This is a genomic window from Streptomyces sp. NPDC001070 (genome assembly GCF_053598835.1).
Genome location: NZ_JBSFLB010000035.1, coordinates 21300 through 47939, shown reverse-complemented (window position 1 = coordinate 47939; position 26640 = coordinate 21300). Strand labels below are relative to the sequence as shown.

Here is a 26640-nt window from a genome sequence, read left to right as displayed (position 1 = left end):
GAGGGGCCGAAGCGCAAGCAGTCCCTGTGCCTGAACCGTCCCCCAGACGACCATCCGGTGGATCTCGTGAACAACGAATTCGGCCGTGCGGTCGGAATGCGTGCGGTGGGGATGGCCGGCGGTAATTCCGCACTGACCGTCTTGTACGTCAAGCGCATGGCTCGCGCGTACATAGAATCAGATATGTACGCGAGGAAGGGCGACATCCCGTAGCATCTGGTGCTGCGGCCCCTGCCCGCCATCTTCGGATGGCCGGCAGGGGCGCCCTGGAGTCCGTTACTTTGGGGGAAGGGCGACGCGGGGCTGGAAGTGGCAAATCCAATTCCATGGACGGGTGATTTCAGGTGACCGAACCGCATGCATCTCAGAACGTGGACGCATGGAGGTTTCGCCTCTTCGTCAGTATGCCCGGGATCGCGATGATCTCCGGCTTGCTGCTGGGGGGAGGCGCTGAAATATCCTTCTATTCGAGTTCTGTATTTCCTGTTCTTGGGTGCTTGTTCGGTGGCATCTCCGGCCTTGCCGATGGGCTCATTTCCTGGATGCTGTTGGCGCCTCTTTCAGCGCATTGGGTGATGCGATCGAAGGTCGCGCCCCTGGCCGTGGTATGTGTTTCGTTTGCGGGAGATTCCTGGATGCTGCACGTCTTTACCGCTGAAGGGTTCCCGGAATTTATTATCTCGGAGGGGACGGCCATTCAAAGCTTCTTTTTGGGGCACATGGCGCTTGCGTACGTGACCGGCTGGTATGCGATTCGGATCGCGACTGTCCAGGGCGGCGGCCGTCAACCCAGGTAGGCGGAGGCGTGCAGACGCACGTCGGAACTGGCTTTCGGCGTCGCTCGAAACCTGGTTCTGGATCACATTGAGCTGTCGTCAAGCTTTTCAGGAAGCATAGCCAAAGTCTCCATGGAGCAGCTTGGGCGACTTGCCGATGGATTTCTCGGTCGAGCCTTGGAGCTTCTCTAGGCAGCACACTCCGAGCTCGGGCGAAATGTCTGTCTGGGTACCGTTATCCAAAGCGTGAGGAGCTATGCTCCCCGCACGTCGCTCTGGGCGAATACCTGGGTCACGCCGGGCAGGTGAATGATCCGCAGCGGTATCGGGTTCGCGGTGCAGCCCGATGGGCGAAAGCCCGGACCGCACCGCGTGGACCCTGTTGTCACCCGGCCGCCACAGACAAGGGGATGCTCGAGGGTGTGGGTGGCCGGCGTCGTTTAGTTCGGGTTGCCGGTCAGGCGAGGACTTCCTCCATGGACCAGGTGTCCTCGTGGTTGGCGAGCTTGAGGATGGCTTCGGCGTCGTCGACCGGGGGGTAGATCCATACGGCGTTGATCTGACGCTTCAGTGCCTTGCCCTTCTCTCCGGTCTTCTGGACGACCCGGTCCCAGCCCAGGGTGACGACCGCGCCACTGGGTCCCAAGTCCAGGCAGGTGACGTACGGGTTGGGGACATAGGCGGCAGGGTCCAGCCCGAGAACATCGGCAGCCACGTTGTGGCCGGCGAACTTGCCCAGAGGGATGGCGTGCTGGCAGCTCTGCATGACCGTGTGCTCCGCGTCGGCGGCGGCCGCTGCGGTGTCACCTGTCGCGAACACCTCGGGCGCTCCGATGACGCGCAGGAACTCATCCACCCGCAGTCGCCCGTGCCGGTCGCGCTCGCCGGGGATGTACTGGGTGAGCGGGCTGGCGGCGACGCCGGCCGTCCAGATCACGGTGGAGGCCGCGATGATCTCGCCGTCGGAGAGATGGACCTCGTTCTCAGTGACGCGCTCGACAGACTTGCCCAGGTACACCTCGACCCCGAGGTCACTCAGGGCAGAGCTGATCTGCGGGCGCGGGCCTTCGCCCAGCTCGGGGCCCACGGCGTCGGCGCGCTCCACCAAGACGACGCGCACATCACCGGCGTCACCGGCCACTTCCCGCAGTCGGGCGGTCAGTTCGGTGGCCACCTCCAGGCCGGTGAATCCCGCTCCGACGACGACTGCGGTGAAGCGACCGGCCGTCGGCGCGCGCTGCGGCAGCCGCCGCATGTGGTGGTCGAGGGCGGTGGCGGCGTCCAGGGGTGTCCACATCGAAAATCCACTCGGAACCGGGGATCGTCGGGCGCACGAGCCGGCTGCCGGTGGCCAGCACCAAACGGTCATAGCTCAGCACCGTGTTCTGGCCGTTGCGGTCGACTGCGCTCACCGTTCGGGTGCTGGTGTCGATGCCGGTGACGGTCGCGGCGATCCGCCGTACTCCGATCGGACCGAGCACCCGGTCCAGCGCCACCCGCATCCCCTCCGGATCGGCCTCGTAAAGACGCGGACGGATCACCAGGTCATCACCGCTGCTGACGACCGTCACCTGCAGCTGCGACTGCGGCACACCGTGGGCACGTGCAGCACGTACGGCGGCAGCTGCACTCCACACGCCGGCGAACCCACCGCCAATAACCAGGATATTTTTCATCCAGATTCACCTCCGGAAAAATGCGCGGTCGGACCGCGCAGGGAAAGATCCACTCCCACCCAAGCCCGACGAACCTGTGCCGCCAGGAGGGGGAGTGTGTATGTCGGCCGCGGCCTGCAGGTCGGCGAGACTCTGCTCGGCCAGCGCTTTTCGGCAGGGCGCTCCAGCCCGCCCCATGGCGATCTTCGCCATGCGTGGCCGCGTGAAGCTGACGCCATGGCGCCGCGCCGGTGGCCTTGCCCGTCTTGTAACTGGATACTATGCATCCAGGTTCTGATCCGTCAAGCACTCGTAGAGCCCATCCGGTCCGCGTCCTTTGCGGCATGGCATGTCGGTCGGTCACGTCACGCGCGCTGTCGGTCGCCGCATGAAGCTCGGCATCCACGCCGGGGATCTTGCCGCCACCCATCCCGTCCGCGACGTTTGTGGCATGGCATGGAGCTCGACATGGCATTTCGAGCACACATGGAGTCATTGACGAATCGGAAACTGGATGCCTAGCATCCAGTTATGCGAACGGGCAAGGGTGTCGAGTGGGCGATGCACACGCTGCTCAACCTGGCGTGGCTGGGTGACGGCGAGCCGGTGGCGACCGCGCAGCTGGCCGCCGGTCACGACCTGTCGCCGTCCTACCTGAACAAGCAGCTGCAGCAGCTGGTCAAGGCCGGCCTGCTGGAGTCCGTGCCGGGTGCGCGGGGCGGCTTCCGGCTGGCTCGCCCCCTTGAGGAGGTGTCGCTGCTGGACGTGGTCCTGGCCGTCGAAGGGGAGGAGCCGCTCTTCAGCTGCTCCGAGATCCGCCGGTGCGGCACCATCGGTGAGCGGTGCCCCGATGGCGTCTTCGCCCGGCCGTGCATGGTGAATACCGCCATGAGGCGAGCGGAAGCGGCTTGGCGGAAGGCGCTGGCCGAGCAGAGTCTCGCCGACGTGCAGGTCGCGACCGACGCACTCAATCCGACCTTGGCGGCGCATATTCGCCAGGGGCTTGGGCGCGACTGATTGTTTTCCCCGCGCGGCACCCTGATCGGGGTTGACGGGGCCGCGGTGTCAGGGCCAGACGAAAGGCGATCACCCTGATCGACGTCACGCGAAATCGGCCGACGAAATCGATCAGGTCCCCGACCGCGACCCGAGGAGACTGCCGAATGGGCGGCCTCTCTCGATGCCGTCGTCGAAGCCGCGCAGCGGCCGGGGCGAACCCGGGCGTAGGCGGTCCAGGTTCCCGCGCCGGACGGGCCGGAAGGGATGACGTGGGCCGACCGGGAAAGCGCCGGAAGCTCGTCGTCCACGCACACACGTACACGACCTCCACGGCGGAGCGGGCGGAGGCTTCCGGGGGGCGCGAGATCTGATCGGAGGCTTCGGCTCGCCGTACTCGGGCCGGTGCGGGCCTGGTCCCGCTGAGCGCAGCTGCCCCTGGCGCCTTTCCCCTACTTCACGCCGCCGGCGGTCAGTCCGGCGATGATCCGCCGCTGGAAGAGAAGTACGGCGATGACAAGCGGGACCGTGACCAGGACACCGGCCGCCATCTGCGTGCCGTACGGCTGGTCGAAGCGATAGGCGCCGGTGAAGCGCGAGATGGCGACGGTCGCCGTCTGCATCGACTTCTGGTTGACCATGGAAAGGGCGATGATGAATTCGTTCCAGGCCGCGATGAAGGTGATGATCGCCGTGGTGAAGATGCCCGGCGCGGCGATGGGGATGATGACCTTCCGGAATGCCTGCCCCCGCGTACAGCCGTCCACCATGGCGGCTTGCTCTAGTTCCGCCGGCAGCTGGCGGAAGAACGCGGTGAGAGTCCACACGGCCAGCGGAAGGGCGAAGGACATGCTGGGGATCACCATGGCCTGGTAGGTGTTGATCCAGCCGATGTCCGAAAAGAGCCTCAACAACGGGATGATGAGCGAGATTCCGGGGAACATGGACGTGGCGATGATGACTGCCGCGACCAGGCCCTTGAAGCGGAATTCCAGGCGGGCCAGCGCATAGGCCGCGACGGTGCCGACCAGCAGCGTGAGCGCGGTGGTCACGCCGGCCACGACGAGGCTGTTGAGCAGCGAGCGCTGGAAGCCGACGTCCGGCCTGAAGACCGCGGCGAAGTTGGCGCCGGACCACGGCTGGGGCAGCAGCGAGAGCTGGAACTGGTCGGTCGGGCGCCGAAAGCTCGACACGACCATCCAGTAGAACGGCGCGAGACAGTAGAAGACGATGGCGGCGATGCCCAGGGCCCGCAGCAGGGCCTTCGGGCGAAGCCGCCGGGCCGGGGCCGGCGCGGGGTGGTCGGTGGCGCTCATGCGGTGGTGGCCTTTCGTGCCGGGGCGGGCGTCCGGGTTGTGCGGGCGGTACGCCGGCGGGCTCTGGCCTCTCCGATGAGGTCCGTGCCGAGCAGTTTCACGAAGGCGAACGCCACGATGACGACGTAAGCGAACAGGAGGGTCGCGTAGGCGGCCGCCGGGCCGTAGCGCACATTGCTGGCCTCGTAGTACGCGAGCATCGCCAGCGTCTCCACCTCGTGCTTCCGCCCGCCGATCAGGACGAACGGCAGGTCGAACATGCGCAGCGCGTCCAGGATGCGGAACAGGACGGCGATCAGCAAAGTGGGTTTGACCAGGGGCAGTGTGATGCTGCGGAACTGGCGCCAGGGACCGGCGCCGTCGACCCGTGCCGCCTCGTAGAGTTCACGGGGTATCAACTGCAGACCCGCGAGCACCAGGAGGCCGATGAACGGCGCGGTCTTCCAGGTGTCGGCGACGATCACCGCCACCTTCGCCTGCCACCCGTCCGCGGTCCACAGGATCTGCCGGCCGAGCAGGGCATTGGCGATTCCGTTGACGTCGAAGACCCACCGCCACAGCAGCGCGGAGACGGCCGTGGGGATGGCCCAGGGCACGAGAACGGCCGCGCGGACGACGGCGCGCCCGCGCAGGACGTGGTTCATGACCATGGCCATCGCGATGCCGATGAGCACCTCGATCGACACGGTGGTGACGGTGAAGAACGTGGTGTTCCAGAAGGCATTCCAGAACACCGAGGCGTTGGCCCCTGAGAACGCGTCCGTGTAGTTGTGCAGACCCGCGAATCGCTCCCCCTCCACCACGAAGCCGTCGGCGTCGAGGCCCTGGCCTTCCTGGAAGAGGGAGGCCCTTATGGCGGCCACCAGCGGATAGGCGATGACCAGGCCGAGGACGAGGAGGGTGGGAGAGAGCAGGGCGGCCGCGAGGCGGCCGTCACCTCGGCCCTTGCGGAGCCTTGGGACAGGACGCGCGGTGGCTGTCGGGATGGTGGTGGTCACGAGGTGTCCTTCTTCGGGGGAACGCCGAGCGGCCCCGGCCGGGCACGGAGCGCGCAGGTCGCAGCGCGCCCGGCCGGGGACGACTCACTCTGCGGTGATCTTCTCCAACTGCTGCTGCAGGTCGGCGAGCGCGGTGTCGGGGCTCGCCTTTCCGGAGACCACCGGATAGATGGCGTTCTGGATGGCCGCGGTGACATCGCCGTAGCGCACGGCCTTCGGCCGGGGCCGGGCACTCTCGATCGACTTGCCGAGCGTCGCGAGGTAGGGGAACTTCTTCTGAAGGTCGGCCTGGCCGTACAGGTTCGCCCGAGTCGGAGCGACCGCTGCCTTCAGCAGGTTGGAGCGCTGGGCTTCCTCACCGGTCAGGAACTTGATGAAGTCCCGCGCGGACGCCTTGTGCTGGGCGAACGTGGACACGGCCAGGTTCAGGCCTCCCAGGGTTGAGGACCCCGGGCCGTTCATTCCCGGCAGCGGAGCGACGTCGAACTTGCCCGCCACCTTCGAGGAGCCGTCGGTCTCGTTGGCGAGGTTCCACACATACGGCCACTGGCGGAGGAAGACCAGCTTGCCCGCCTGGAAGGCCTCGCGGCCGTTCTCCTCCTGGTAGGTCAGCGCCTCCTTCGGGATGGTGCCGTCCTTGAAGCTGTCCACGAGCCACTTCAGGCCGGCCTTCGCCTCGGGCGTGTCGACGGTCGGCTTGCCGTTGTCGTCGAACAGCTCCCCGCCGGCGGACTGGACGGCTTCGGAGAAGTTGACGGTCAGGCCCTCGTACTTGTCGAACTGCCCCGCGTAGCAGCTCATCTTGGAGGCCTCGGGCAGCTTCACGACCTTCTTGCAGACGGCCGCCATCTCGGCCCAGGTGCTCGGCGCCTGGGCCTTGACCTTCTTCAGCAGGTCGGTGCGGTAGAAGAGCATCCCGCCGTTGGACTGGTACGGGGCCGCGTACACCTTGCCCCGGTACTTCGCGGTGTCGACGGCGGACGGCAGCAGGCCGTCCAGCGGGAAGTCCTTGGCCGGCAGTTCGTCGATCCAGCGGTTGGCGGCGAATTCGGCGGTCCAGGTCACGTCGAGGCCGAGCACCGAGTACGCGTCCGACTTGACCTGGGCGTTCTGCACCATCTGCTGACGCTGCCCGTCCGCGGAGGTGGGCAGTTCGGTGATGGTGGCCTTTTCCTTCGGGTGTGCGGAATTCCACTCGTCGAGCAGGTTCTGCAGATTGCCGGAGGTGTCCTTGCCTGTGGCCAGGGTTATGGGACCGCGATCACCGGAGCCCTGGTTTCCGTCGCTCTTGTCGGTCCCCTTGCTGCTGCACGCAGTGGCGACGAGTGTGGCGGCCGCGGCAACAGCGGCCGCCTGCAGAATTCTTCGACTGGTCATTCCCTTGCTCCTCATTGAGCAGCGCCGGTCGGCGCGGATTTCGAATGGTGCGGCAGCGAGACATCAAATCGGGGTTGTGAGCGTGCAAACTGCGCCGGCATTCGGCTGTCGGACGCCTTTCCCGTCAGCCATGGGTGCTTTCAGGACCTGAGGCGCCCGTTGTGTCCGGGACGAGTGCCTGTCCACCGGGCCTGCACCGGGGGCGCCGGAGCGTTCCCCGCCTGCGGAGGGGTGCTGCCCGGAGAGGTCGTCCCTGCCCGGCTCTCCAGGTACCCGATGACCGCCACCGCCCCCGCGGCCGCCCAGGCCTGGGGACGGCAGGCCGAGGGATAGGCGGGCAGAGGCCCGCCGTCGGCCGCCGAGACCCCTCCGTACAGCTCGGGCAGTCGGTAATCGAAGCGTTCCGCGGCCTCGACCACTCCGTTCGCGAGTGAGCGGGCCACCTCGTGGTGGCCCTCGGCGGCCAGGCCGAGCACGGCGATGGCTGTGTCGTGCGGCCAGACGCTGCCGCAGTGGTAGCTCATCGGGTTGAATGCAGCGCTTGCGGAGGAGAGGGTCCGCAGTCCGAATCCGCAGTCCATGTCCGGCCCGGACAGTCTGCGGGCGACCATCGCCGCCTCGTCGGGCGAGAGCAGGCCGGTGCCGAGCAGATGGGCCATGTTCGAGGAGGCCCCGTCCACCGGCCGTTTGGCTCCGTCCAACGCGATCGCCGGATAGGGCCCGACGTCGTCGCAGACCCAGTACGCCTCGCGGAAGCGTTCACGCAGCCGGGCCGCCCAGTCGCGCAGCGGCTCCGCCCCGCCGGCACCGAAGCTCTCCAGCAGGTCCGCGCCCTGCACTGCGGCGGCATGCGCGTACCCCTGGACCTCGCACAGTGCCAGCGGTGCCTCCGCGAGTCGTCCGTCGGACCAGCGCACCCCGTCGTGGGAGTCCTTCCAGCCCTGGTTCGCCAGGCTGCCCGGGACGGCCGCCCGGTACTCGAGGAACCCGTCCCCGTCGGCGTCTCCCGTTTCGGTGATCCAGCGCAGGGCCTCCCGAAGGTGCGGCAGCAGCTCGGCGACCTCGGCCTCGGGCAGGCCCGCCCGCCAGGCGTCGTGGAGCAGGCGCACCCACAGCGCCGTGGCGTCGACCGTGCCGTAGTACAGCGGAGGCAGCGTGAGGCTGCCCAGTCGCAGCGGCTCCGGTCGCGCCTCGTGCAGGATCTTCCCGGGCTGCTCCTCCGCCTCGGGCGAGTCCCGCCGGCCCTGCCTGCGGGCGAGGGTGCGCAGCGTCCCGCCGGAAACCGCGGTGCCCAGGGGCAGCAGCATCCGGGCGGACCAGAGCGAATCGCGCCCGAACAGGGTGAAGTACCAAGGGCTCCCGGCGGCGAGGAAGCGGTCCCGTGGATCGAGGGGGTCGCACAGCAGCATGGCCTGCAGATCCTCCAGGCTGCTCTGCAGCAGGCGCGCCCGGCGGTGGTCGACCGGAGCCTGCGCGGGCGCGGCCCATGGCGGAGGCAGCGAGTCACGGGGCGCGCCGAATTCGGTCCGCGGCGCGCCCCCGGAAGCGGTCGCCGGGTCGGTGCCGGGCGACGCGCACACGCGAAGGGCCAGCGACCAGGAGCCCGCGGGCGGCAGTTCGGCCTCGAAGCACAGGACGGCCGTTCCACCCTCCTCCCGGCATTCGGCCGGCGCCGGGTCCGCGGTCAGGACGACCCCTGTGCCGTCGCGGTCCCAGCGGACCTCGCCGCCGGCGGTAAGCGGGGGGACAGGGCGGATGCGCTCGCCCGACCGGACCTCGTGCACGGGAGCCAGGTCCGACTCGGCGCGTACCCGCACCCGCAGGCGCAGGGGGGCGTCGCCGAAGGTGCGCAGCGTCAGGTGCTCCTCGAGGCCGCTGGGCGTCAGCACCCGGCGGCGGTCCAGCATCAGGTCCGTGTCGGTCGCAGCTGCGCGGACCGGCTGCACGACGGCGGTGAACCAGGCCTCGGACGACCGGGTCAGTGACCGGCCCACCGGCCGGACCTCGGCATCGACGATCTCGACCTCCAGCCGGGAGAGCACCCGGCGGTCGTCGTCGTAGTAGCCGTCCGCGCCGCCCGTCCGTAGTTGGCCGTCCGGCCCGCACAGCGCAGCGGCGGGGGCACGCAGCACCGTCACCAGGTCGTGCAGGGCAGGTGGGTGGGGGGTTGTCACCCTGCCTCCTTCGGTCAAGCGGGTCGTACGGTGGGGCCGCGCAGCGCAACCGCCCGCGAGTACGCGGGCTGGTTCCGTCACCCGGTGGTCCGGCCTCGGGTGAGGAAGACGGCAGGGGTGGGCACGCGGCCGATCGGCGGTCGCTTACGTACAGCTCCGGGCGCCGAGCCGGAATCATCGCCGGGCGCCGTAAGTTGAACGATCAAAACTGCGACGCGCAGGACTATGCCATGTGGTGGGCCACCTGACTAGGGGGAGTTTCCCCGACGTTTCCGTGGTGTTCCGCCCGGAGGAGCCCAGGGGCTCCCGCCGACGGTCAACTCCCGTTCCGCAGAAGCAGCGCGGAGGCGGCGGGCGGATTGCCGCGAGCGTCAGGAGCTCTCACGGACGATCAATTCCGGTTCGAGCAGCACGTACTCTGAAGCGGCGGGTGGGCTCCCTGCCAGGCGGGCGGTCAGCAGCCTGATCACCGCACGCCCGACCTCGGTCAACGGCTGCCGCAGCGTGGTCAGCGAGGGCTGGACCAGCGCGGCGGCAGGGGAGTCGTCGAAGCCGACCACTGCCACGTCCCGCCCGACGGTCAGCCCCTGGTTCCGGACCGCCGTGTAACACCCCAGCGCCAGGGTGTCACTGGCCGCCACCACCGCGGTGGGGCGGGGCCGGGCGCGCAGCAGGTCAGCGGCGGCGGCGGCGCCGTCGTCGATCGTGTCGGGCGAGCGGGCGGAGTTGCGGGCGACCAGCTTGTGCCGGTCCATGGCCAGGTGCCATCCGAGCAGCCGGTCCTGTCCCGGCCCACTGCCCTCCTCCATCCCCAGGAACGCGATCTCCCGGTGGCCCCCGGCCACGAGGTGGTCCACGGCCGCGCCGACGCCGGCAGCGCCGTCCACATCGACCCACAGCTGCCCCGGCGGGGCATCAGGCGCCCGGCCGAAGCCCACGAACGGCGCGTTCCGTGAGACCAGCCATTCCGGTCGGGGATCGCCCGGGTCCAGCCGGGACAGTATGAAGGCGTCGACGCTGGACGTGCGCAGCATCTCGTCGTACGTCGCCAGCTCGTCCTGGAAACCCTGCGCGGCACAGATCACCACGCGGTAGCCGTTCTCCTGGGCCGCTGCCGCGAGCGCGTGCAGGAAGCGGTCGAGGATCACGTTCGATGTGCCGTCCCGGCCCACCTCGACGCAGTAGCCGATCTGCCGCGACGCCTGGGTCCTGAGCGACCTCGCGGCCCGGTTGGGCTCGTAGCCGACCTCCCTGATCACCCGGAGCACGCGCTCCAGCGTCTCCGGGCGCAGGCGATCCGGTGTGTTCAGGGCGTTGGAGACCGTTTGGCGGGACACCCCCGCGATACGTGCCACATCGTTGACGGTGGGAGCCGGCGAGACGGAGCGCTTACGCATAGGAACACCAGTCTACCGGCGAAGACGGAGACTGCTATCGCCTGGTCACCCACCGCGACGGCCACCGAGGGAACCCGGCCCGGTCGGGACCGTCGTCGGTCCCGTCCGGGCCGGGGCGTAACCGCCACGCGTTCGGCGGCCGGGCTACTTCGCGATCAGCAGGAGGGTCGCCCGGCCGTGCAGGCGGTAGACGGTGCCGGCGCCGCCGATGAGGGCCTCGGAGCCGGGTGAGGCGACCTGATCGGGTCCTTCGGCCCAGGTCGAGGTGTCGGTGACGCGGTACCACTGCTTGCCCGCGCCGGGTGAGGGGAGGGTGAAGTCGACGTCACCGGACCAGCCGTTGTAGGCGGTGTAGACGGCGCTGCTGGGGTCGCCGAGTTCGGTGCCGTCGAGGCGCCAGGCCAGGGCGTGGTTGTTCGGGCTGGACCAGTAGGTGCTGTCGGGTGCGCCGCCGGCGGGGGTGAACCAGTCCAGTTGGCCCAGGCCGTTGCCGTTGTTGTCGGCGGGGCTGTAGAAGGCGGCCGGGTGCAGGGCCGGGTGCGCCTTGCGGAAGGCGATGAGCCGCTGGGTGTAGGTGCGGAAGGTGCTCTGGTCCGCGGTCGGGCTGTGGCCGAGCCAGTTGGCGGAGGAGTCCAGGTTGTAGGGGTTGTTGTTGCAGCGGATCGAGCGCAGGGTCTCGTCGCCGCCGGTCATCATGGGCGTGCCGGCGGACAGCATCAGGAAGGCGAAGCCGTTGCGGGCGGCCTTGCGCTGGTCGGCGGCGTTGCCGCCCTGGTCCCAGGACAGGTTGTAGTCCGCGCCGCCGTCGGAGGGGCCGTACGGCCAGGGCTGGGTGTTGTTCTTGGCGTTGCACCCGTACAGGTCAGCGAGGGTGAAGCCGTCGTGGGCGACCATGAAGTTGACCGAGTTGAAGGGCGCCCGGCCGTCGTCCTGGTACAGGTCGGAGGATCCGGCGAAGCGGGTGGCGAGCTGGCCGGGCGTGACGTTCTCGGTGCCCATGGCGTTCTGGTCGCGACGCAGGGTGTCGCGGAAGGTGTCGTTCCATTCGGACCAGCCGGCCGGGAAGTTGCCCACCTGGTAAGTGCCGTCGCCGAGCGCCCAGGGCTCGGCGATCCAGTCGGTGCCGGTTCCGCCGGCCGCGGGGCGGGCGGGCATCGCCGCGGTGATCCGGTTGAGGGCTGTGCCGGAGTCGGTCCTGCTGTAGCGGAAGCAGCCGGTCTGGCAGGTGTTGCCGAGGACGGGCGCGAGGTCGAAGCGGAAGCCGTCGACGCCGAGGGTGTCCTTCCAGTAGCCGAGGGAGTCGACGATGAGCTGCTGGGCCACGGGGTTGTAGGTGTTGTAGTTGCCGCCGACCCCGGTGTTGTCCACCGGACTCTGCAGATCCGTGCTCAGCTCGTAGTACGTCGGATTGTCCAGGCCGCGGAAGGACAGGACGTCGTAGGTGTTCTTGTCGCCGGTGTTCAGCGGGCCGCCCTCGCCGGTGTGGTTGTAGACGACATCGGTGAAGACCTTGATCCCGGCGTCGTGGTACGCCTTCACCATGGCCTGGAACTCACGGGTCGGGCTGCCGGGACTCCGGTCGGAGGCGTACCGGCGGTCCGGGGCGAAGTAGTTCAGGGTCATGTAGCCCCAGTAGTTGTCGCCCGTGCTGCTCGCCGGGTCGGCGTCGTTCGCGTCGTTCTGGGTCTCCTGGACGGGGAGGAACTCCACCGCGGTGACGCCGAGTCCGGCCAGTTCCGCCGCCTTGAGGGCGGCGCCCTTGTACGTGCCGCGGTCGGCGGCCGGGACGGACGGGTCGTTCGCGGTCAGGCCGCGCACATGGACCTCGTAGACGACGTCGTCCTTCAGCGCCCGCGTGGGCTTGCTGCCGGTGGCGGCGGTCGAGTCCGGGAGCACGATGCCCTTCGGAGCCGCCGGTCCGCTGTCCAGGGTGCGGTACGACGGGCCGGAGGCGTACACCGTGTCGCTGTTCTGCGAGGCGGTGCGCGGGTCGTGGCTGAGCTCGCGGGCGTACGGGTCGATCAGCAGCTTGTTGGGGTTGAAGCGGTTGCCGGCGGCGTCGACGTCAGTGACGAACCCGGCCGACGACCCCTTGGTCCAGGAGGCGTTGTACGGCCAGTTCGGGCCCCAGGCGCGGTAGCCGTAGTAGACGGTACCCGTGATCCCGTACTGGCTCTGCAACGTCGTGACCGGGACCGTCACCGACCAGACGTGGGTGGCGGAGTCCACCGTCAGCGGCAGGCCGGCCTGCTCCTGCGCCCCTGAAGGGGTCTTGTAGAGGGAGACCTCGATCCGCGTCGCCCGCGCCGAGTAGACGCGGAAGGCGATCGCCGACCCGGTCGCGTCGTAATGCGCCCCCAGGCCCTGGAGGACGGCCGCCGCAGCAGGGGCAGGGTGCGCGGGCCCCACCAGGGCGGCGGTGAGGACCACGGCCAGAGCGGTCAAGCCCGCTCGTACTCTGTGGCGCGCACGGGAGAACAGACGCACAGCGGCTCCTTCACATCGGTACAGGAGAGCCGCACGCGCCGGCAGCCGTTTCGTTCCTGCCATCCCTTGCAAGAACGTGCAGAAAGTTAACCGCGGCGCGTGCCGACGTAAAGCCTGCGCGCACAGGAAAAGCGGAGAGTTCTGCCGTCGGTCAGGTAGCGCTCCGGCGGCCCGGATGCGGCGGCTACGTGCCGGCCGGCGGGGTGAGTACGGGAGCCACGGTGCGCTCCGCCCAGTCTCTGCCGGTGGTGCGTCCGGCGAGGTGTCGGCGTAGAAGATGCCGAGCAGGGCGGAGGTCAGCGTGTCCGGGTCGGCGTCGCAGGCGAGTTCGCCCTGCGTGCGGGCCCGGTCGAGCAGTCGCCGCAAGGCCGCGCGGCGTGGTTGCACGGCATGCTCGCGGAAGAGTGCCAGCAGCTCGGGAGTGTCTTCCTCGGCCAGGCAGGTGCCGATCAGGGCCATGCCTCCGGTGCGGATGAGGGTGGCGGAGAAGTCGGCGAGCTGGGCGACGATGTCGGCGCGCACATCCCCGGTCTCCGGTGGCGCGGAGCAGGGGTGCAGGGTCCTCAGCGCGGCAACGGACGGCTCGGCCTTCGTTTTGAAGCGCAGGTGGATGGTCGCCTTGCTGACCCGAGGCGAGCGTCAACGACCTCGGTGAGATCACTACCGCCCGCGGCACCGAGATGCTCCTGCCGATCTGGCTGCGGCCGTGGGGCGCGCTCGGTCACGCCGCCTTCAACTTCCACATCGCCGACGCCCGCACCGGCGCCTGGCTCCGGACCGGGCCGGCCAGGAATCCCTTGGAGCCCTGCCGCCCGGCTCGCCCTTCCGCGTCCAGCCACCGAAAGCACCTCTGTGATGAGCGCCCTGGTCCTGGACCGTCCCGGCGGCCCCGACACGTTGCACCCGGCCGACTGCCCAGTCCCCGGACCGGGGGCTGGGCAGGGCCGTGTCCGCGTGGAGGCGTGCGGGCTGGACCCGGTCGACTACCAGATCGCCGCCGTCGGCCATGCGGAGTGGGTCTGGCCGCACGTGCCGGGTCTGGACGTGGTGGAGTTCCGCTTCAACGTTTAGGGGGCGTCGTGGCGTCGGCGTAGTGATCTGGCACATGTGCAGGCCAGGCGGGTTGGTTCCATTCTCCGTGGTGGTACGGGAGGCGACCGGCGGCTGACCGTACGGCGGCCTGGTTGTCCGGCCGACGCCTCCCGGAGGCCGCAGCGGTCAGGGGGACCGGTGGACGGGCTTGCCTACCGGTTCCCGGGCCACGCGCCCTTCGCGGGCCAGCCACATGTGAGGGCCGGGCGACGGGCCGACGCCGGCCGCGACGGCGATCGACGATTCGTCGGGTCCGTCGGTGCGAACAGGTCGCGCTGCCGTGGTCGGCCAGCGATGCGGGACCACGGACGCAGGTCGACGATGCACATGCCGCCGATCGGCCGCCGGCCGACTCCGTATCCTGAGAGCCGCCGGGGTTCTCGGAACCGGAGAGTCCGGATGTTCGCTGCCTCTTCGCCCCGACGGGGCGTCCGGGCATTGGGATGAGGTGGTCATAGTGCTCAAGACGGATGTCCGGCTGGAGTGGTTCGTGTCGTTCCTTGCGGTCGTCGACACCGGCAGCTTCGCTGCCGCAGCCGAGGCGACTCACCGCTCGCAGCCCCGGGTGAGCATGCATGTCGCGGCGCTGGAGCGGGAGGCCGGGGTCGCGTTGTTCGACCGACGGAAGCGCCCCGTCGCTGTGACCGACGCGGGCGCCGCGCTTGCCGAGCACACCCGCCGCATCCTGGGTGAGCTGCACTCGGCCGAGGAGGCCATGGCCGCCCGGCGCGGTACCGCGCGCGGCGTGGTGACACTCGGCAGCTATCCCAGTCCGAGCGCCGCGTTCGTGCCCCGCGTCCTCGCCGGGCTCGCCGTGACCAATCCCGACATAGAGGTGATCCTCTCCGACCACTCGATCCCGGTTCTGGACGAGGCGTTCACCGCCGGGAAGATCGATGTCTGCCTGCGACCCCTCACGCCGCCACCCGCCTCCAAGTCACTGCGGTGCCAGGTGCTCTGGCACGAAGCGCTGGTCGTCGTACACCCTTTGGAGCACCCTCTCGTCGACTTCCCCGAGCCGTTGCCGGCGGCCGCTGTCGCCCAGCACCCAGTGATCACGATCGGTCGGGCGGAGGGCCTGGCCTTCGAGTGGTACAAGCTCTTTCGTGAACGCGGGCAGGACCTCCAGCCCGTGCACACCACCAACCAGCCCCAAACGGTGATCGGGCTGGTCAGGGAGGAGCTGGGTGTGGGCATCATGAACGCCCTGGCCGCGCAGGTCTCGGACACCACAGGAGTCGCGGTGCGCCGCCTGGAGGGGAATTACGGTCGCAGGGTCGCGGCCTTCTGGGACACCTCCCGGCCGCTGACGCCGGCCGCGCGCACATTGTTCCGACACCTTGGCACCACCCCCATTCCTGAGGGCACCGAGCCGCCGCCGGTCGAGGACGACTCCGCTGGAGCCTGATCCCGGCGGTTCCCGGCCAGGGTCACAGCATCAGCGATGCGAATACAGGCATTCAAAACGCGTGCTTAACGTGCACGACACACACGCCTAACCTCTCTTCACAGACGGCCCGAGCCGCTTCCGGGTTCGTCGCACGAAGGGATTCAATCCGTGACCCAGACAACGGCGTCAGGTCTTCCTGAACGACGGCAAGCGCTCCGCATCCCGCGTGGCACGGTCCGTTTCCCCAGGGAAGTACGAGCGCACGAAGAGCCGATGGCCGTCGGCGCTCACTGAGCCGCGACCGGCCGCTCCGTCGGCCTCGTTCCCACTCCCTGCACCAGTCGTCCCCACTCGGCCGCGTTCACCCGGCCGTACCCGTTCAGGAGCACTCATGTCTTCCGCTACCCAAAGTGACGGGCAAAGAGCCCAGAGTGACATATCGATCCCGCCTGGCGGGCTGCGATTCCGCGGCACGCGCTGGTCGATCATCTCCGTCGTCTTCTTCGGCACCGCGATCAACTACCTCGACCGGGCAAACCTCAGCATCGCGCTGCCCTACATGTCGGACGACCTGAACCTGTCCAGCACCGCCTCCGGCGTGCTGCTCGGTGCGTTCTCCCTGACGTACGCGCTGATGCAGTTCCCGGCCGGCTGGCTGGTGGACAGGGTCGGTCCGCGCAAGCTGTACGGCTACGCCCTGATCGTCTGGTCGCTGATCACCATGCTGGTGGGCGCCGCCACCGGCCTGCTCGTCCTGGTGCTGCTGCGCATGCTGCTGGGCGTCGGGGAATCCCCGGCGTACCCATCGAGCGCGAAGATCGTCTCCAGGTGGTTCCCGCAGAAGGAACGCGGTCTCGCCTCCTCGATCTTCGACAGCGGCGCCCGCATGGGCAGTGCCGTCTCGCTGCCGCTGATCACCGGCGTCATCGCGCTGCTCGGGTGGCGCGGTGCGTTCGTGGCCGCCGGTCTCGTCGGCCTGATCTTCGGCGCGTTCTGGCTGAGCTTCTACCGCGACCCCGAGGACCACCCGCGGCTGTCCGCCGAGGAACGCGCCTACATCGAGGCCGGTCAGAAGGTCGGCACTGCGGACGAGCGCGAGCCGCTGCCCTGGCGCAAGCTGTTCGCGCACCGCACCACCTGGGGGATGATGCTGGGCTTCTTCTGCCTCTCCTTCGTCCTCTACTTCTTCATCACCTGGTTCCCGTCCTACCTGGTGAACGAGCGTGGCTTCGACCTGCTGAAGCTCGGATTCTTCGGCATGATCCCGGCGCTGTGCGCGATGCCCGCCCAATGGCTCGGCGGCCTGCTCCAGGGCCGGCTGATCGCCCGCGGCCGCAGTGTCTCCTTCGCCCGCAAGGTGCCGCTGGTCAGCGGTCTGCTCATGGCCTCCGTGATCGTGTTCGCCGGTGCGGCGCCCAACGCGGCCACCGCTCTGATCCTGCTCACCGTCTCCTACTCCGCCCTGACCTTCGCCGCCTCCAGCCTGTGGGCGCTGCCGTCCGACGTGGCCCCCGCCGCGGGCAACGTGGCCTCGCTCGCCGGCATCCAGGGCTTCGCGTCCAACTTCGCCGGTTTCCTGAGCCCGATCGTGGTGGGCGCGCTGCTCGACGCGAGCGGCGGCTCGTACGCCGTGCCGCTGACGGTGGCCGGTTGCATCGCGGTCGCGGGCGCCCTCGTCTACGGCCTGGTCATCGGCCGTATCGCACCGCTGGGAAGCACCAAGTGACCTTTCTCGACACACTGAGGGACGCGGGCTGCGTGGCGGTGCTGCGCAGCCGGTCGGCAGCCGACGCGGTGACCACCGCGCGCGCCCTCGCGGAGGCGGGGATCCGTGGCATCGAGCTGACTTTCTCCGTGCCGGACGCGCTGACCGCCGTGGAACGTCTGCGCGAGGAGCTGCCCGGTGACGTCCTGGTCGGCCTCGGCACCGTGACCAGCCCCGCCCAGGTCAAGGACGCGGTGGCCGCCGGATCCCAGTTCCTGGTCAGCCCGGGGACGGACACTGTGCTCGGCCGGGCGTTGGCGGACAGTGAAGTGCCTTTTCTGGCCGGGGCGTTGACGCCCAGCGAGGTGATGGCGGCCGCCGTATACGGTCCCGCTGCCGTCAAGCTCTTTCCGGCCTCCGTCGTCGGCCCCGGCTACCTCAAGGCTCTTCGCGGCCCCTTCCCCGAGCTGCCGATCGTCCCCACCGGCGGCATCGGCACCGACAACGCCGCCGACTGGATCCGCGCCGGAGCCCTGGCCGTCGGCGCGGGTGGCTCGCTTGCCCCCGTCGACGCCGCCCCCGAGTCCCTCGCCCGGGCCCGCGAGACGGCTGCCGCCCTGCTGGACCGGATACGTACCACCCGCACTGCCACCCCTACTGGAGACCCTTCGTGAAAGTCGTCATCACCGACTCCGAATACCCCGACTTCGACATCGAGCGAGCAGTCCTGCAGGAAGCCGGACTGACCGTGGTCCGCGCCCAGGTCCGCACCCCCGAGGAGGTCGCGAAGGCCGCCCAGGGTGCCGACGCGCTCATCGTGCAGTGGGCCACCGTCACCGACGAGGTGTACGAGGCCGCGCCCAGTGTCGGCCTGGTCTCCCGCTACGGCGTCGGCGTCGACAATTTCGACGTGGCGGGCGCCGAGCGGCGCGGCATCTGGATCGCCAACGTTCCCGACTACGGCACCCAGGACGTCGCCGCGCATGCCTTCGCCGGCGTCATGGCCGGCGCCCGTCATCTCAAGCAGTACGACGCGCTAAGCGCCCGGGGCACCTGGGACTATCTGACCACCGGGCCCGTCCGCCGGCTCTCCTCGCTGACCATCGGTGTCCTCGGTCTCGGCCGCATCGGTCGCACCCTGGCCGCCGGCGCCGCCCCCTGGTTCGGCACGGTCGTCGCGTACGACCCGGCGCTGCCGGACGAGGTCTGGCCCGCCGGTGTCGAGCGGGTCGGCCTGGACGAGCTGTTCCAGCGCTCCGACGTCCTCTCCCTGCACCTTCCGCTGAACGACGGGACCCGGCACATCGTCGACGCCCGCCGCCTCAGCCTCATGCCGCGGGGCGCGATCCTCGTCAACACCGCGCGCGGCGGCCTCGTGGACGAGCAGGCTCTGTACGCGGCCCTTGAGTCCGAGCACCTGGCGTTCGCCGCGGTGGACACCTGGACCGATGAGCCGGTCCCGGCGGACCACCCCCTGGTCGGTCACCCCAACGTGATCGCCACCCCGCACGCCGCCTGGTACTCGCAGGAGGCCGAGGAGGAGGTACGGCGCCGTGCTGCCCTCAACGTCGCCACCTGGGCCCGTACCGGCAAGCCGGACCACGCGGTGGTCACCGGCACGCGTGCGGCTCCGGTCCCGGTCAACTGACCTCCACAGCAAAACAGCTGATTAACCATCATATTTCGTTTGCCCTCACACACCAGGAGCACGCCATGCCCGCCACCTACCCGCAGGACGTCATCGAAGCCTTCCGCGACATCACCACCGCCTCCATCGCCGACGCAGTGGAGAAGGTCGGTGTGCGTGGCTACCTCGACGGCGCGATCAAGCCGGTCATCCCCGGCAAGATCGTGGGCCCGGCGGTCACTGTCCGCGAGGTGCCCGCCGAGGACGCCGAGGCCCCTGTCCACGCCCTGCAGGCCATCGACGAGTCCGCGCCGGGCAGCGTCATCTGCATCGCGGCCGACGGCGCCGATGTCGCCGTCTGGGGTGGCCTGATGACCGCAGGCGCCGTCGCCAACCAGCACGCCGGCGCGATCCTCGACGCGGGCGTGCGTGACGTCGATGAGATCAAGCGGGACTTCGGCTTCCCGATCCAGGCCCGCAGCGCGGTGCCTGCCACCACCCTCGGCCGCATCAAGACCGTCTCCCTCAACGAGCCCGTCGTCCTCGGCGGCCTGACCGTGGAGCCCGGCGACCTGATCGTCGCCGACAGCGACGGCGCCGTCCGCGTCCCGGCCAAGCACGTGGACGAGGTCCTTCGCCTCGCGACCGAGATCGAGGAGAGGGAAAAGGAGCAGACCAAGCTCATCCTGGCAGCCGGTTCGCTCCGCGAGGGCCTGGCCAAGTACAACAGGATCTGAGAACGCACGCCATGACCACCGCACCGAACACACCCGACGACATCCTCGCCCTTGGCGAGGCCATGCTGGAGTTCAACGCCGATGCCGACGGTGCCCTGGAGGCTGCCGAGTCCTTCTCGGTCGGCTACGGCGGCGACACCTCCAACTTCGCCATCGCCGCGGCCCGTTCCGGCGGCCGTACGGGGTACGTCTCGCGCGTCGGCGACGACGCCTTCGGTACCGTACTCACGCGGCTGTGGGAGCGCGAGGGCGTCGGCACCGCCCATGTGACGCGCGAGCCGGGCGGCCGTACGGGCATCTACTTCATCGCCCGCGGCCCCGCCGGGCACGGCTTCACGTACTACCGTGCCGACTCCCCGGCGAGCCGGCTGACCCAGGCCGACGTCCCCGAGCAAGCGATCGCCGCGGCGAAGCTGCTGCACGTCACCGGCATCACCCAGGCGATCAGCACCACGTCCTGCGACGCGGCCTTCCACGCCATGGCCGTCGCCCGCGAGGCCGGCACCCTGGTCACGTACGACCCCAACCACCGGCCCGCGCTGTGGCCGCAGGATCGGGCCCGCGCCCTCATCCTGCGTAGCCTGGAGCTGTGCGACATCGCCCTCCCCAACATCGAGGAGGGCCGGATGCTCACCGGCAAGGAGAGCCCCGAGGCGGTGCTCGGGGCTCTGCGCGCCCGCGGCCCGAAGGTGATCGTGCTGAAGATGGGTGCGGACGGGGCGCTCGTCGCCGACGGCGGCGACGTGACCCGCATCCCGGCGCACCGCGTCACCCCCGTCGACGCTTCGGGCGCAGGCGACACCTTCGACGGGGCGTTCGCCGCGCGCCTGGTGGAGGGCGCCTCGGCGGTGGAGGCCGCCCGCTACGCGGCGGTGGCCGCGGCCCTGACCACCACGGGGCACGGCGCCGTACGGCCGATCCCGCACCGTGTCGACGTACTGAGCCAACTGGCCTCTCCCGCAGGAGCCTTCGCCCCCGGCGGAACCCCCCAAAAGGAGCCGCTCGCATGAAGCGACGCACATTCGTCACCGGAGCGACCGCGGCGACCGCGGCCCTGGCCGTCACACAGCTCGCCGGGAGCGCGTACGCCGCCGGACCCGCGGCGGCGGGGCGGGCGAGGGGTTACAAGACCGTGGCGCGCTTCTGGGACGCGATGCCGACGGGCGTTACGGTGTCGCGCCGCGGCCGAGTCTTCGTCAACTTCCCCCGCTGGGGCGACGACGTCCCGTTCACCGTCGCCGAAGTCCGGGACGGCAGGCCGGTGGCCTACCCCGACACCGAGGTGAACCGCGAGGACGCCTCCGACCTGGCCGGACACTTCCAGTCGGTGCAGAGCGTCGTCGTCGACCCGGCTGACCGGCTGTGGATCCTCGACACCGGAAGCCCGCTGTTCGCCGGCTCCTCCTACGGTGGTCCCAAGCTCGTGGCCGTCGACCTGCGCACCGACCGGATCGTACGGAAGATCCTCTTCCCGTCCGACGTGGTGCCGTCGAACAGCTACCCCAACGACGTGCGCTTCGACCTGCGGCGCGGGGCCGAGGGCATGGCATTCATCACGGACTCCGCCGGCTCGAACGGCATCATCGTCGTCGACCTGGCCACGGGCGCCTCGTGGCGACGGCTGGCGAGGCACTCCTCCACGCTCCCGGACGACAACTTCCTGCCGACCATCGACGGCGAGCCCTTCATGAACCGCCCCGCGGACGCCGAGTCCACGTATTTCGAGGTGGGCTCCGACGGCATCGCCATCAGCGCGGACGGCGAGCGGCTCTACTACTGCCCGCTGTCCGGCCGCCGCCTGCACAGCGTCTCCGTCGACACCCTCGCCGACCCGGACGCCTCCGACGCCGAGGTGGCCGCGACGGTGGTGGACCACGGGTACAAGCCCATGGCAGACGGCCTGGAGAGCGACGACCGGGGACGGATCTACGGCGGCGACCTGGAGCACAACACCATCTGGCGCAGGAACCAGGACGGCACCTACGACACCCTCGCCCAGGGCTCCGACCTGGTCTGGGTGGACACCCTGTCCGTGGCATCCGACGGGCACGTGTACGCCATCGCCAACCAGCTCAACCGGCAGGCCGGCTACCACGAGGGCCGGGACCTGCGGCGCAAGCCCTACCTCCTGGTCCGCGTGCCGATCGACGGGGGGCCAGTTCGGCTCCGGTGACCGGTAGTGAATGTACGACCGTCGCGATGCCGGTCCCATCCGACCGGCGTCAGGCGCAGCGTGTGCATCATGCGGACTCGGACACTGAGCACGCCGAAGCAGTGGTCGAGTTGTACAGGGCCAGCAGGGTCGACTCCTGGCCGCCGTGGGTCGTCGCGGTGGTTACGAAAACCGCTGCAGACCTTCCGGCGCCGTGCCAGGAGGGGCGCAGCCGACAGACTTCGAACGGCGCGGCAGAGACGGCCGAACCACGTGTGCGGTCGGTACCGCTGGCCGACGTCCAGCTCTCGTGGACCTTCAGCGTAGTGACTTCGGCGCCCTTCTTAGGCCAGAGTCGTCCCTCTCGGACGCGTGGGAATCTGTCAGACGACCCACGGGGGGACTGTGGCCGCGACGGGAGTCGTCAGCTCGGAGACAGTCTGGTCACACGGCGGCGTCGGCGACGAACTCGCTCCCGAAGTGGCCATGGCCTCCAACGAGGCGTGAGCGGCCCACGCGAACAGCCAAGGTCGGATGCTCCCGATGCCCTACATGGCCACCACCGAGGCGGCCTTCACTCACGACGGGACGGTCGGAGGCGACGCGTTCATCGCAGCCCACCTGGTCGTGCCTAGAGCCCTCCGTCTGTGGGTGTCGTTCTGGGCATGCAACATCGACTACCAGGAAGGTGCCGACGTGATTTACCCGCGCGGAAGGCTCGCAGGCTTGTACGGGATTGCGGGTGTCGTGCTCCACCCGCTTGGCGATGCCCCCGGCGACGGTCGCAAGTACCGGCGAGCCTTCCGGTCGGGCGCCGACACCACCGAGCGGAACTACTTGTACTCCTCGGTGCTGCGGAAGCGCGCCTGCGTGGGCACCGACCGGGGAGACCACAGTGCCACGCCCTATGAGCTGAAACGCCCTGGGAGTGCTGACCGGCAGCAGACCGTCACAATGAGCAGATCCGTCGGTCTTGTCCCGTGCGTACGTGCCGGAGATCGTTCGACGGTACCGGTCCTCGCGTCAAGATCGGGACTGCTCGGTCCAGATGGTCTTGCCTTGCTGGTGTATCGGGTTCCCCAGTGCCGGGCGAGTTGGGCAACGATGAACAGGCCGCGGCCTCCTTCGTCGACGGTGCGGACATGGCGGAGGTGGGGGCGGCAAGGCTGGTGTCCGAGACTTCGCAGGTGAGAGTCCCATCCTTGATCAGGCGCAGTTGCACGGGCGGTGCGCCGTGACGGATGGCGTTGGCGACCGTTCACCGACGATGATTTCGGCGGCGAGGGGGATCGCCGGTCACGTGCCATTCCGCGAGCTGGCGCACCGCGCGGGAACGGGCCGTGGCGACGGCCTCGGGGTGGTCGGGATCGGTCCAGGTGGCGACTTGGGACTGCGTGAACGCTCGACGTGCGCACGGCAGGTGGTTATGCCGGTGGTGTCGGGGTGAGTACGGGAGCCACGGTGCGCTCCGCCCAGTCTCTGCCGGTGGTGCGTCCGGCGAGGTGGTCGGCGTAGAAGACGCCGAGCAGAGCGGAGGCCAGTGTGTCCGGATCGGCGTCGCAGGCGAGCTCGCCCTGCATGCGGGCCCGGTCGAGCAGCCGCCGCAGGGCCGCGCGGCGTGGTTGCACCGCATGCTTGCGGAAAAGTGCCAGCAGCTCGGGAGTGTGGGCTTCCTCGGCCAGGCAGGTGCCGATCAGGGCCATGCCGCCGGTGCGGATGAGGGCGGCGGCGAAGTCGGCGAGCTGGGCGACGATGTCGGCGTGCACATCGCCGGTCTCCGGCGGTGCGGAGCAGGGGTGCAGGGTCTTCAGCGCGGCCGCGGCCAGCTCGGCCTTTGTTTTGAAGCGCAGGTGGATGGTCGCCTTGCTGACCCCGGCTGCCCGCGCGACTGCGTCCAGGGTCATGCGGGTGAAGCCCTGTTCGGCGAGCAGGGTCAGGGCCGCGGCGAGGATCGCGGCCTCCTTGCCCGGGCAGCGGGGCCGTCCCGCAGGGCCGCGGCAGCCTTCCGTCTCCGTCTTCTTCATGCGACGAGGATACCTATTTGCAATACCGAACCACTCGGTTTAGATTCGTGGAGTCAGGCGGACTCCGTCGCGACGTCCATCCTTCGGAAGGGATCCAACCCATGCGTTACACGGTTCTCGGCACCGGCGTCGTCGGGCGGACGATGGCTGCCAGGCTTGCCTCGCTCGGCCACGAGGTCGTCGTCGGCACGCGCGACCCCAAGGCCACGCTCGCCCGCGTCGAGCCGGACGCCTACGGCAACCCGCCGTTCGCGCAGTGGCACGCGGCCAATTCGCAGGTGCGCCTGGAGACCTTCGCCGCCGCGGCCGCCTGGGGAGAGGCGGTGGTCAACACCACCTCCGGTGTCGCGACCCTGCAGGCGCTCGAAGCCGCGGGTGCCGCGAACCTGGCGGGCAAGGTGCTCATCGACATCGCCAACCCGCTGGACTTCTCCCAGGGCATGCCGCCGTCCTTGAACCCGGTGAACACCGACAGCCTCGGCGAGCAGGTCCAGCGGGCCTTCCCCGAGGTGAGGGTCGTCAAGACGCTGAACACCATGAACTGCCAGGTCATGGTCGACCCGTCCCGTGTCGCGGGCGAGCACAACGTCTTCGTCTCCGGCGACGACGCCGACGCCAAGAAGGCCGTCACCGAACTGCTGGTCTCCTTCGGCTGGCCCGAGGCGAGCGTCATCGACCTCGGTGACATCACCACCGCCCGCGGCACCGAGATGCTCCTGCCGATCTGGCTGCGGCTGTGGGGCGCGCTGGGCCACGCCGACTTCAACTTCCACATCGCCGGCGCCCGCACCGGCGCCTGACCCCGGCCCGGGCGGTCGGGGCTTCGACCGGGGCTGGACAGGTCCGTGTCCGCGTGGAGGCGTGCGGGCTGAATCCGGTCGACGCCAGATCGCCGTCGCCGGCCATGCGGACTGGGCCTGGCCGAGCGTGCTGGATCTGGACGCGGTGTGCATCGTCGACGCGCTGGGTGAGGGCGTCACCGGCACCCATGTCGGCCGGTATGCGGCCTACCAGGTTGACTGCGCCGCCGGGGAGGTTTCGCGGAGTACCCGCCGGCCGAGGCCGCGCGCTGCCGCGCCGGCACTGGCTCTGCACGGCGCCGTGTCGGCCACCGCGCTGCCGTGCGCCGGGCGACCGCGCACAAGTCGTCCGCCGCCCGGTTGTCGAGGCGGGCGACATTGTGCCGATCGCCGGCGGCGTGGGCGGATTCGCCGTCCGGATCGCTCCCCGGACGGCACCCGCGTGATCACGTCCACGTTCGCACGGATCACCGAATGGGTCCGGGCTCAATGCGCACGAAGCCATCGGCTACCGCGGCGAAGACCTCACCGCTCGGGTCCGGGAGGAGACCGACGGGCGCGGCATGGATGCCGCGGTGGACACCGTCGGATCCGCGTCGGCCACGGAGAGTACGGTTCCGCTCACCCACGGCAGTAGGACCGCAGGCGTCGCAGGCCGTCCCGACCTGGACACCGTGCCACTGCTCAGCACCACCCGTCGGTGTACGGGATCGCCCTCGGTGCCGCCTACGCGCACGGTGACGAGCGAGCCCGTATCGATCTGGCACACATGCTCACCGACCTGATGGCCCTCGTCGCCGTCGGCCGAGTCGACCCCATGCTCGCCGGGGCCAGCGCAGGCCGACGTCCCGGACGCGCTCGCCGATCCGGCCGGCGGCCATGCGCGGGGCAAGATCGTCGCCTCCATGTCCCCGACCCGTTCCCCGCTCCTCCTGAGAAGGGCGTACACCATGAAGACCGGCATCCACCTCGTCTCCTTCGACGTCCCCGGCGGTACGCCGGCCATCGCGCCCGTGCTCACCGAGACGGCGCAACTCGCCGAAGAGGCGGGCATCGCCTCGCTGTCGCTGATGGATCACTACCTGCAGATCGGCGGCATGGGCCTGGGGGACGTCGACGCCCCCATGCTGGAGGGCTACGCCACCCTCGGCTTCCTCGCCGCCCACACCCGGGCGATCCGGCTGCATCTGCTGGTCACCGGTGCCACCTACCGGCACCCGGGCCTGCTCGCCAAAATCGTTTCCACTCTGGACGTGCTGTCCGGCGGCCGGGCCACGCTCGGTATCGGCGCAGCCTGGTACGAACGCGAACACCAGGCCCTCGGCGTGCCGTTCCCGCCGCTCGCCGAACGCTTCGAGCGCCTGGAGGAAGTCCTACAGATCGTCCGCCAGATGTGGAGCGAGAACAACGGCCCGTACACCGGCAGGCACTACCGACTCGCCGAGACCCTCAACTCCCCGCAGCCGCTGACCCGTCCGCATCCGCCGGTGCTCATCGGCGGCGGAGGCGAGAAGAAGACCCTGCGGCTGGTCGCCAAGTACGCCGACGCCTGGAACATCATGGGCGACCTGGAGACGGTGACGCGCAAGTCCGAGATCCTTCGCGTGCACTGCGAGCGCGAGGGCCGCGACGTCGACACCATCACCAAGACCCTGATGCACCTCGGCGCACCACCGAACGATGCGGCCTCCACCGACGCATTCCTCAAAGACATGCAGGGTTACGCGGCCCTCGGCTTCGAAGAGGTCCACCTCATGCCGTTCGGCCCCGACCCACGACCGGTCGTCCAATACCTCGGCGAGCACGTCGTCCCGCGCCTGGACGCCCTCTGAGCACGCAGAACTGACCGACCCCCGCTGGTGCGGACCGGGGACGCCCACGGCGGGCGGCCGGGGTGGAGATCTGTTCCACTCCCGGCAGCGGATCACCGAGCGGAT

At 69.6% G+C, this 26640-nt stretch carries 20 protein-coding genes and 2 pseudogenes; 12 read left to right on the top strand and 10 right to left on the bottom strand.

From position 1 onward, the window contains the following. The first annotated feature begins 344 nt into the window (after positions 1-344). On the top strand, positions 345-797 hold the full coding sequence (locus tag ACWDAS_RS33660; RefSeq protein WP_450398486.1) for a hypothetical protein: 453 nt from the start codon (positions 345-347) through the stop codon (positions 795-797). A gap of 436 nt (positions 798-1233) precedes the next feature. Here ACWDAS_RS33660 and ACWDAS_RS33655 read toward each other — a convergent pair whose 3' ends face one another. Continuing rightward, entirely contained in the window at positions 1234-2073 is an 840-nt protein-coding gene (locus tag ACWDAS_RS33655) for an NAD(P)/FAD-dependent oxidoreductase (RefSeq protein ID WP_450398484.1), read from the bottom strand. 121 nt (positions 2074-2194) lie between these two features. Continuing rightward, positions 2195-2452 (bottom strand): annotated as a pseudogene (locus ACWDAS_RS33650) (NAD(P)/FAD-dependent oxidoreductase); the annotation flags it as partial. 510 nt (positions 2453-2962) lie between these two features. Between ACWDAS_RS33650 and ACWDAS_RS33645 the strand changes: the two are divergent. Beyond that, complete coding sequence (locus ACWDAS_RS33645) at positions 2963-3448, top strand: RrF2 family transcriptional regulator (protein ID WP_450398483.1); 486 nt, start codon at positions 2963-2965, stop codon at positions 3446-3448. A gap of 431 nt (positions 3449-3879) precedes the next feature. On the opposite strand, the gene ACWDAS_RS33640 is transcribed toward ACWDAS_RS33645, so the two are convergent. From ACWDAS_RS33640 to ACWDAS_RS33610, 7 genes and pseudogenes are all read right to left on the bottom strand, one after another. Next, positions 3880-4743: a carbohydrate ABC transporter permease gene (locus ACWDAS_RS33640; RefSeq protein ID WP_450398481.1), complete on the bottom strand. Its 864-nt coding sequence runs from the start codon at positions 4741-4743 to the stop codon at positions 3880-3882. Then, positions 4740-5741: a carbohydrate ABC transporter permease gene (locus ACWDAS_RS33635; protein ID WP_450398479.1), complete on the bottom strand. Its 1002-nt coding sequence runs from the start codon at positions 5739-5741 to the stop codon at positions 4740-4742. Before ACWDAS_RS33635 ends, ACWDAS_RS33640 begins: the two co-directional genes overlap by 4 nt. Positions 5742-5825: 84 nt before the next feature. Next, complete coding sequence (locus ACWDAS_RS33630; RefSeq protein WP_450398477.1) at positions 5826-7118, bottom strand: ABC transporter substrate-binding protein; 1293 nt, start codon at positions 7116-7118, stop codon at positions 5826-5828. A gap of 140 nt (positions 7119-7258) precedes the next feature. Then, on the bottom strand, positions 7259-9292 hold the full coding sequence (locus ACWDAS_RS33625; RefSeq protein WP_450398476.1) for a glycogen debranching N-terminal domain-containing protein: 2034 nt from the start codon (positions 9290-9292) through the stop codon (positions 7259-7261). A 371-nt stretch (positions 9293-9663) separates the two neighbouring features. After that, entirely contained in the window at positions 9664-10647 is a 984-nt protein-coding gene (locus tag ACWDAS_RS33620; protein WP_450398474.1) for a LacI family DNA-binding transcriptional regulator, read from the bottom strand. Positions 10648-10833: 186 nt separating this feature from the next. Then, on the bottom strand, positions 10834-13134 hold the full coding sequence (locus tag ACWDAS_RS33615) for a glycogen debranching protein (RefSeq protein WP_450398472.1): 2301 nt from the start codon (positions 13132-13134) through the stop codon (positions 10834-10836). A 318-nt stretch (positions 13135-13452) separates the two neighbouring features. Continuing rightward, positions 13453-13734 (bottom strand): annotated as a pseudogene (locus tag ACWDAS_RS33610) (TetR-like C-terminal domain-containing protein); the annotation flags it as partial. A gap of 297 nt (positions 13735-14031) precedes the next feature. Between ACWDAS_RS33610 and ACWDAS_RS33605 the strand changes: the two are divergent. The 8 genes from ACWDAS_RS33605 (at position 14032) to ACWDAS_RS33570 (ending at position 21900) form a co-directional block, all read left to right on the top strand. Beyond that, a complete protein-coding gene (locus ACWDAS_RS33605) occupies positions 14032-14247 on the top strand; it encodes a hypothetical protein (protein ID WP_450398471.1) in 216 nt (71 codons plus the stop codon). A gap of 478 nt (positions 14248-14725) precedes the next feature. Further along, positions 14726-15676 (top strand): LysR family transcriptional regulator, encoded by a 951-nt coding sequence (locus ACWDAS_RS33600; protein WP_450398469.1) that lies wholly within the window; start codon positions 14726-14728, stop codon positions 15674-15676. A gap of 373 nt (positions 15677-16049) precedes the next feature. After that, on the top strand, positions 16050-17384 hold the full coding sequence (locus tag ACWDAS_RS33595) for an MFS transporter (RefSeq protein ID WP_450398467.1): 1335 nt from the start codon (positions 16050-16052) through the stop codon (positions 17382-17384). Beyond that, entirely contained in the window at positions 17381-18037 is a 657-nt protein-coding gene (locus ACWDAS_RS33590; protein WP_450398466.1) for a bifunctional 4-hydroxy-2-oxoglutarate aldolase/2-dehydro-3-deoxy-phosphogluconate aldolase, read from the top strand. Before ACWDAS_RS33595 ends, ACWDAS_RS33590 begins: the two co-directional genes overlap by 4 nt. Next, a complete protein-coding gene (locus ACWDAS_RS33585) occupies positions 18034-19011 on the top strand; it encodes a C-terminal binding protein (RefSeq protein WP_450398464.1) in 978 nt (325 codons plus the stop codon). The genes ACWDAS_RS33590 and ACWDAS_RS33585 overlap by 4 nt, the downstream gene beginning before the upstream one ends. A gap of 65 nt (positions 19012-19076) precedes the next feature. Then, positions 19077-19727: an RraA family protein gene (locus ACWDAS_RS33580; RefSeq protein ID WP_450398462.1), complete on the top strand. Its 651-nt coding sequence runs from the start codon at positions 19077-19079 to the stop codon at positions 19725-19727. A gap of 11 nt (positions 19728-19738) precedes the next feature. Further along, on the top strand, positions 19739-20737 hold the full coding sequence (locus tag ACWDAS_RS33575; RefSeq protein ID WP_450398460.1) for a sugar kinase: 999 nt from the start codon (positions 19739-19741) through the stop codon (positions 20735-20737). Further along, positions 20734-21900, top strand: coding sequence for an L-dopachrome tautomerase-related protein (locus ACWDAS_RS33570; RefSeq protein ID WP_450398458.1), 1167 nt, complete (start codon positions 20734-20736; stop codon positions 21898-21900). The genes ACWDAS_RS33575 and ACWDAS_RS33570 overlap by 4 nt, the downstream gene beginning before the upstream one ends. A 1403-nt stretch (positions 21901-23303) precedes the next feature. On the opposite strand, the gene ACWDAS_RS33565 is transcribed toward ACWDAS_RS33570, so the two are convergent. Continuing rightward, positions 23304-23903: a TetR/AcrR family transcriptional regulator C-terminal ligand-binding domain-containing protein gene (locus ACWDAS_RS33565; RefSeq protein ID WP_450398456.1), complete on the bottom strand. Its 600-nt coding sequence runs from the start codon at positions 23901-23903 to the stop codon at positions 23304-23306. Between the two features lie 101 nt (positions 23904-24004). On the opposite strand from ACWDAS_RS33565, the gene ACWDAS_RS33560 reads away from it, so the two are divergent. After that, a complete protein-coding gene (locus tag ACWDAS_RS33560; protein ID WP_450398455.1) occupies positions 24005-24703 on the top strand; it encodes an NADPH-dependent F420 reductase in 699 nt (232 codons plus the stop codon). A gap of 905 nt (positions 24704-25608) precedes the next feature. Next, complete coding sequence (locus ACWDAS_RS33555; RefSeq protein ID WP_450398453.1) at positions 25609-26535, top strand: LLM class F420-dependent oxidoreductase; 927 nt, start codon at positions 25609-25611, stop codon at positions 26533-26535. The last annotated feature ends 105 nt before the right edge of the window (positions 26536-26640 follow it).

What these genes read in the sequence shown, in the direction of transcription:
- ACWDAS_RS33570 (WP_450398458.1), top strand. Translation starts at nt 20,734, where the DNA reads ATGAAGCGACGCACATTCGTCACCGGAGCGACCGCGGCGACCGCGGCC.
- ACWDAS_RS33555 (WP_450398453.1), top strand. Translation starts at nt 25,609, where the DNA reads ATGTCCCCGACCCGTTCCCCGCTCCTCCTGAGAAGGGCGTACACCATG.
- ACWDAS_RS33640 (WP_450398481.1), bottom strand. Translation starts at nt 4,743, where the DNA reads ATGAGCGCCACCGACCACCCCGCGCCGGCCCCGGCCCGGCGGCTTCGC.
- ACWDAS_RS33565 (WP_450398456.1), bottom strand. Translation starts at nt 23,903, where the DNA reads ATGAAGAAGACGGAGACGGAAGGCTGCCGCGGCCCTGCGGGACGGCCC.
- ACWDAS_RS33645 (WP_450398483.1), top strand. Translation starts at nt 2,963, where the DNA reads ATGCGAACGGGCAAGGGTGTCGAGTGGGCGATGCACACGCTGCTCAAC.
- ACWDAS_RS33575 (WP_450398460.1), top strand. Translation starts at nt 19,739, where the DNA reads ATGACCACCGCACCGAACACACCCGACGACATCCTCGCCCTTGGCGAG.
- ACWDAS_RS33580 (WP_450398462.1), top strand. Translation starts at nt 19,077, where the DNA reads ATGCCCGCCACCTACCCGCAGGACGTCATCGAAGCCTTCCGCGACATC.
- ACWDAS_RS33595 (WP_450398467.1), top strand. Translation starts at nt 16,050, where the DNA reads ATGTCTTCCGCTACCCAAAGTGACGGGCAAAGAGCCCAGAGTGACATA.
- ACWDAS_RS33630 (WP_450398477.1), bottom strand. Translation starts at nt 7,118, where the DNA reads ATGACCAGTCGAAGAATTCTGCAGGCGGCCGCTGTTGCCGCGGCCGCC.
- ACWDAS_RS33605 (WP_450398471.1), top strand. Translation starts at nt 14,032, where the DNA reads ATGAGCGCCCTGGTCCTGGACCGTCCCGGCGGCCCCGACACGTTGCAC.
- ACWDAS_RS33560 (WP_450398455.1), top strand. Translation starts at nt 24,005, where the DNA reads ATGCGTTACACGGTTCTCGGCACCGGCGTCGTCGGGCGGACGATGGCT.
- ACWDAS_RS33655 (WP_450398484.1), bottom strand. Translation starts at nt 2,073, where the DNA reads ATGTGGACACCCCTGGACGCCGCCACCGCCCTCGACCACCACATGCGG.